This is a genomic window from Cypionkella sp. (genome assembly GCF_036782355.1).
In the GTDB taxonomy this organism is placed as follows: domain Bacteria; phylum Pseudomonadota; class Alphaproteobacteria; order Rhodobacterales; family Rhodobacteraceae; genus Cypionkella.
In genome coordinates, this window is the sequence record NZ_DAIPZF010000041.1 from 1 (window position 1) to 5474 (window position 5474).

5 protein-coding genes are annotated in these 5474 nt (G+C 61.0%); all 5 read right to left on the reverse strand.

Translation table 11 applies throughout. The features are described from left to right. Positions 1-5: 5 nt before the first annotated feature. From V7Q10_RS13470 to V7Q10_RS13490, 5 genes are read right to left on the reverse strand one after another with little or no spacing between them, the layout of a single operon-like run. Entirely contained in the window at positions 6-890 is an 885-nt protein-coding gene (locus V7Q10_RS13470; protein ID WP_333869637.1) for a 2-dehydro-3-deoxygalactonokinase, read from the reverse strand. Continuing rightward, complete coding sequence (locus V7Q10_RS13475) at positions 887-1651, reverse strand: SDR family NAD(P)-dependent oxidoreductase (protein WP_333869638.1); 765 nt, start codon at positions 1649-1651, stop codon at positions 887-889. Before V7Q10_RS13475 ends, V7Q10_RS13470 begins: the two co-directional genes overlap by 4 nt. Before the next feature lie 12 nt (positions 1652-1663). Beyond that, positions 1664-3727 (reverse strand): alpha-galactosidase, encoded by a 2064-nt coding sequence (locus tag V7Q10_RS13480; protein WP_333869639.1) that lies wholly within the window; start codon positions 3725-3727, stop codon positions 1664-1666. Further along, complete coding sequence (locus V7Q10_RS13485) at positions 3724-4569, reverse strand: carbohydrate ABC transporter permease (protein WP_333869640.1); 846 nt, start codon at positions 4567-4569, stop codon at positions 3724-3726. The genes V7Q10_RS13480 and V7Q10_RS13485 overlap by 4 nt, the downstream gene beginning before the upstream one ends. 1 nt (position 4570) lies before the next feature. Next, positions 4571-5470, reverse strand: coding sequence for a carbohydrate ABC transporter permease (locus V7Q10_RS13490; protein WP_333869658.1), 900 nt, complete (start codon positions 5468-5470; stop codon positions 4571-4573). Positions 5471-5474: the final 4 nt, after the last annotated feature.

Genomic DNA, 5474 nt, shown 5'->3' on the forward strand with positions numbered 1-5474 from the left:
CCCCCCTACCCCAACCGCGCGGCGGATAGGCCGGCCAGCGTGCAGGCGGTGGCATCAAAACTTTGGCAGTCGATGCCTTGCAAGCCAAGCGCTTGGGCGTAAAGGCCAGACAGCGCTTTGGCCCCGATCAGCACAACCGGACGGTTGGCCCAAAAGTCGCGCGCGCTGACCAGTTCAGCCCCGATCAGCAGCCCCGACAGCCTTGCCCGCGCCGCAGCTGAAGCCAGACCTGTGAGCAGCCCCTCGGCCCGCAGACCAAAAAGCGCCGCCGTACCTGCCAAAGGCGCGGCAAAAGCCTCGGTGACGCCCTGTTCAAAACCGGCATCGTCCCAGCCTTCGCCGCTCAGACCATGGCGCAAGACCGAATGCTCGGCCAAAAGCGCAAACAGCTCACCAGTGATAAAGCTGCGAAAACCTGCCACTTGTCCCTGCGCGATACCGACCCATTTCGAATGGGTACCGGGCAGACAAAACACCCCGTCAAAGCCCGAAAGTCCCGCAAGCGCACCCGCGATCTGGGTCTCTTCGCCGCGCATCACATCGGCGGGCGCAGATTGTTTCAGCCCCGCCACGATCTGCACCGAAATTCTTGGATCCAGCGTGGCAACTGCCGCCAGCGCGCCCGCCTGCACCGGCGCACAGGGAACGGCACGGTAGGGCACCTCGCGCCAGCCCTGACGGCTACCGACCATGCCGCAAGCGATCACTGGCATCACCCCTGCCCCCAACCAACCCGCGATCAGCCGCAGCAATGCCGGCTCGAAGTCTTGCGCAGCAAGCTTGCTCATCCCCTCATCCGAGGCGCTATGGGCCAAGACCTGATCACCCTGCATCGCCCAAACCCGCAGGTTCGAAGTGCCCCAATCTACTGCGATCCAGTCTGGTGTCATCCCGTCACCACCACACCGCCGTCAATCACCAAGGCCTGCCCCGTCATCATTTTCGAGGCATCCGAGGCCAGAAACAACATGCCGCCCACAATATCTTCGGGCGCAAGCGGGTCTTTCAGGCATTGCCGGTCCAAATGGGCTTGCAGGCCCTCGGGGGTGACCCAAAGATCCTTTTGCTTTTGCGTCAGCACCCAGCCCGGGGCCAGCGCATTGACGCGAATGCGGTCAGGGCCAAATTCGCGCGCAAGCGTGCGGGTCATGCCGTTGATGCCGGAATTTGCTGTCGTATAGGCCACATAGCCAGCATTGCCCATCATATAGCTGATCGAGCTGAAATTGATGATAGAGCCCCCACCCGCCGCCTGCATCGAGGGGATCACCGCTTGGGCGGCGAAGAAATAGGCTTTTAGGTTGATCGCCTGTGACCAATCCCAAAACGCCTCATCCACCGCCAGACTGTCGTGGCGCTGATCGTTGGCGGCGTTGTTGACCAGCACCGTAATCGGGCCATGCGCGGCCTCGGCCTGCGCAATCGCCCCGCGCAGGGCGGTGATGTCGGTGATATCGCAGGGCAAAAACAGCGGCCGATTGCCGGTGGCTGCCTGCATCGCATCACAAAAGGCGCTTGCATCCGAACGTTGGCAAAACGCCACCTTTGCCCCTTGGCGCAGCAGGCCTTCGGTCAGGCTGGCGCCAATGCCAGAGCCGCCGCCGGTGATGAAGACCGATTTTCCGTTCAGGTCAGGATAGGTGGCGTGCATCGGGGTTTTCCTTTACAAACGAATGGCTTCAACGACCCACATCGTCGCGGGCCAAGCCACGGGCAGGGTTATGCCAGCTGACATCAGCGCCGCGCCGCTTAAGGTCAAGGCCCCGGTTTTCAGCGCATTCGGGCCGCGCGATTGCGGCGGGCGGTCTTGCGGGTTGCGCAAGCACAGCTGATAGCGCGCGGCAGGCTCCAACCCCGCCAGCCGCAAGGGGCGTGGCAAGATCTGCTCCGAGGCCTCGGCTTGGCCTGCAAAGACCACAAAGCGGCTGCCGTCGGCGGCAAGCTGCATCTCGGCCACCACCGCAGGATCGGCGCTGTCCAAGGGCAGGATCACCCCCGCCATCATCCAAGCGCGATTTTGCTTATACCAAGCGGTGATCGCGCGCAGCTCGGCGGCCTCGGGCTCTGTCAGCTCGCGCGGGTCCATCTCGAAGCCCATATGGCGCGCGGCCGCCACCCAAGCCCGAAACCCCATCGGCAAGACCCGCCCCGAGGTGTGGCAATGGCGCGGCCCGACATGCGAGCCGGTGATGGCCGAGGGCAAAAACAGCGCCGCATCATGCTGCATCCGCAAGCGTTCAAGCGCGTCATTGCTGTCTGAAAGCCAAACCCGATGCGTGCGCGCCAAGATGCCCGCATCAATCCGCCCGCCCCCCGAAGCACAGCTTTCAATCTCGACATTTGGATGCGCCGCGCGCAAGGCATCCAGCAGCGCATAACTGCCCAGCGCTTGGCCAGCATCGACCACAGGCAACAGCCGGTTGTGATCCCATTTGATATAGTCGATGTCATATTCGGCCAAAATTGCCGAGATCGCGTCGAAAAGATAGCTGCGCACCTCGGGGCGGGCCATATCCAGCACCATCTGATTGCGCCCAGTGACCTGATCGGCAGGCCCCAAGCGCCAGTCGGGATGGGCGCGGTAAAGATCAGAGTCCGGGTTGACCATCTCGGGTTCAAACCAAAGCCCAAAGCTCATGCCAAGCGATTTGACATGGGCGATCAGCGGCGCCAGCCCCTCGGGCCATTTGCGCCGGTCCATGACCCAATCGCCCAAAGAGGTGGTGTCATCATCGCGCCGCCCGAACCAACCATCGTCCAGCACAAAACGCTCGGCCCCCAGATCGGCAGCGCGGGTGGCGATGGCGCTGAGGTCGGCAAGGCTGTGGTTGAAATAGATCGCCTCCCAGCAGTTGTAATGCACCGGTCGTGGGCGGGCGGGATCGGGCCATTGCACCACGCGGTCGCGGATGTCGCGCTGAAACGCAGCACCAATGCCGCCAAGCCCGCTGTCAGAATAGGCAGCAATCAGCACGGCAGAGGCAAAGCGGGTGCCCGCCGCACGCTCGGAGCCGCTGGCATGGCCAAATTGAACCTGACGCCGCCCGTCGGGCAGCTCTTCGGCCAGCATACGGTGGCCACCCGACCAAGCATAATGCAGCCCAAAGGCACGGCCAGCGGTCTTGCTGCACCCCAGTTCGGGCAACAAAACATAAGGAGGATGTTCATGCCCCGAGCGCCCCGTGCGCGCCTCGCGCAGGCGAATGCCTGCGGACCATGGCACGGATTGCAACCGAAACTCGCCAATCCAGCGGCCTGCCACATCGATCATATGATCAGCCAGTTGTGGCGCGGGCAGCACGGGGGCGGCAAGCCATTGCACCCGCAGGGGCGCGTCCGCCTCAAGCAGGGTTTGCAGGGTAAACACCCCTGTCGGCTGCGCCTTAATCACATGCGTCAGCCGCAGGCCTTCGGCACGGGCATGAAAGGCGATGCTATTGGGCGAGATCTCGGCGCGATCAAAGGCAAAGCGTGGCTCTAGCGGCGCGCCAAGCGCATCGGTCAGAACCAGCCCCGCCTGCCCCGCAAAGCCCTGATCGGGGCTCAGGCTAAGGGGGGCCAGCACATCCATCATGCCGCCGGTCAGATCATTGCGCGCCGAGGCCGCGATCTGGGCCAAATCTTCGGTCTCTGGCAGCTCTGCGCCCCAATAGACCACGCGGGCAAGCCCATCGTCGCAAGCAAAAACCAGCGTCTGCGCGCCCGCGTCCAAACGCCAAGTCTTCACTTTACCGCCCCCAAGGTCAAACCCGCGATGAAATGCTTTTGCATCGCAAAGAACATCAGCACCGGCGGCAGGGCCGCCAGGATCGATCCGGCCGAGACCAACTGCCACTGCGCGATCCACTGCCCGTTCAGCGACGAAAGCCCCGCAGTGACCGGCTGGGTATCCGGCGAAGAGGTCAGCACCGTGGCCCAGAAAAAGTCATTCCAGATAAAGGTAAAGACCAGCACTGACAGCGCCGCAATCGCAGGCCGCATCAAGGGCAACACGATGAACCAGAAAATCCGCCACTCGGCCACGCCTTCCACCCGCGCAGCCTCGATCAATTCAAACGGCAGCGATTTGATGAAATTGCGCATGAACAGCGTGCAAAACCCCGACTGAAACGCAATGTGGAACAGCGCCAAGCCATACCAGGTGTTATACATGCCCATCTGCACGGTCAGATCGCGCACCGGCACCATCAGGATTTGAAACGGCACAAAGTTGCCCGCGACAAACATGAAAAAGATAATCAAGTTGGACGGAAAGCGGTACACCGCCAGCGCAAAGCCCGTCATGCACGACAGCCCCACCGCGCCGATCACCGTCGGCAGCGTGACTTTGAACGAGTTCAGAATATACTGCCCCATCGGCGTGTTGCGAAACACATCCAGATAATTCTCGAAGGCCAAATGCGAGGGCAGCCCGAAATAATTGCCCGCCGCCAGATCAGAGGCAGGGCGCAGCGAGGTGACAGCCACCCCCAACAGCGGCAACAGCCACAGGAAAAGTGCTACCGGCACCGCAGCCGTGTAAAGCCATTGCTTGGCGGGCGAGGCCTGTTCGATCGGTCTGGGAAACATGCTAGCGCTCCGTCTCGTCGCGCCACATCTTCCAGATGAAGCCCGAAATGAAAACCATCATAATCGCAAACAAAACCACTGCGATTGCAGCCCCGTAGCCCATGCGGAAGCCATATTCCGACAGCGCCTTTTCATACATATAGAACGACAGCACCCGGCTGGACCCGTAAGGACCGCCGTCTGTCATCACGCTGACAAGGTCAAACGAGCGCAGCGCGCCGATCACCGTCACCACCACCGCGATAAAGGTCGCAGGCCGCAGCTGCGGGATGATCACATACCACAGCATCTTCCACCCCTTGGCACCGTCCAGCCGTGCCGCTTCAATCTGATCGGGGGCGACGTTGTTCAGCCCTGTCAGGTAAAGGATCATCACATAGGCAATCTGCGGCCAAAGACCGGCTGCGATAATGCCGTAGGTGACATAGCGCTCATCGGCCAAAATCGCGATGCCGCTGCCGGTCAGCCATTCGATCAGATTATACAACAGGCCAAAGTTTGGCGCGTAAAACCATGAAAACATCAGGCCGACCACGACTTGCGAGATCACAAAGGGAAAGAAGAACAAAGACTTGTAAAACCGCATGCCGCGAATGGTCTGATTGAGGAAAATCGCAATCATCAGCCCCGCAGGCACCGCCAGCATATACAAAAGCAGCCAAAGGATATTGTTTTTGAAAGAGGTGTAGAAGGCCTCGTCGTCGATCAACTCGACATAATTGGCAATGCCGATCCAGGTTTTCGCCCCCAGACCATCCCAATCGTAAAAGCTGATCCACATGCTTTGGAAAATCGGCATGATCACATAGACCATAAACATCAAAACGCCGGGGGTCAGGAACAGCCAAGGCGCAAGCTTGCGTTGGTTGGCTTTCCAGCCGCTGGGTTTTGCGCCAGAAATCGGG